Genomic DNA, 310 nt, shown 5'->3' with positions numbered 1-310 from the left:
ACACACGACAGCGCACAGGATTACGGCCTCATCTGCCTTGGCGGCAGGGTCGACTCGTGTTGCACCCACTCCCCGGGCCAGCCCGACGCCAACAACCGGCCACCGGAGACCGCCACCGCGACTTCGGCCAGCGACACCTCGGGCAGCGCGAACCGGCGCTCGATCACGGACGAGGACGAAGAAGATATCGCCGATTGGTCCGTTGCCGAAGACCGCACGACCGACCCGCGACAAGACCGATGGATATTCAGTGACATACGGCGTTGCATGAGTGACGTACGCGAGATAGGCGACACCGGCCAGCAAGAAC

At 64.2% G+C, this 310-nt stretch carries 1 protein-coding gene; it reads left to right on the top strand.

Annotated elements, in window-relative coordinates; genetic code table 11:
- On the top strand, positions 1–310 hold a 310-nt coding region (locus tag FVA95_RS32345), incomplete at both ends, for a hypothetical protein (protein WP_205016057.1).

This window comes from Pseudonocardia sp. EV170527-09, from assembly GCF_008369905.1.
Classification (GTDB): domain Bacteria; phylum Actinomycetota; class Actinomycetes; order Mycobacteriales; family Pseudonocardiaceae; genus Pseudonocardia.
This window is presented reverse-complemented; position numbering and strand designations above follow the sequence as displayed.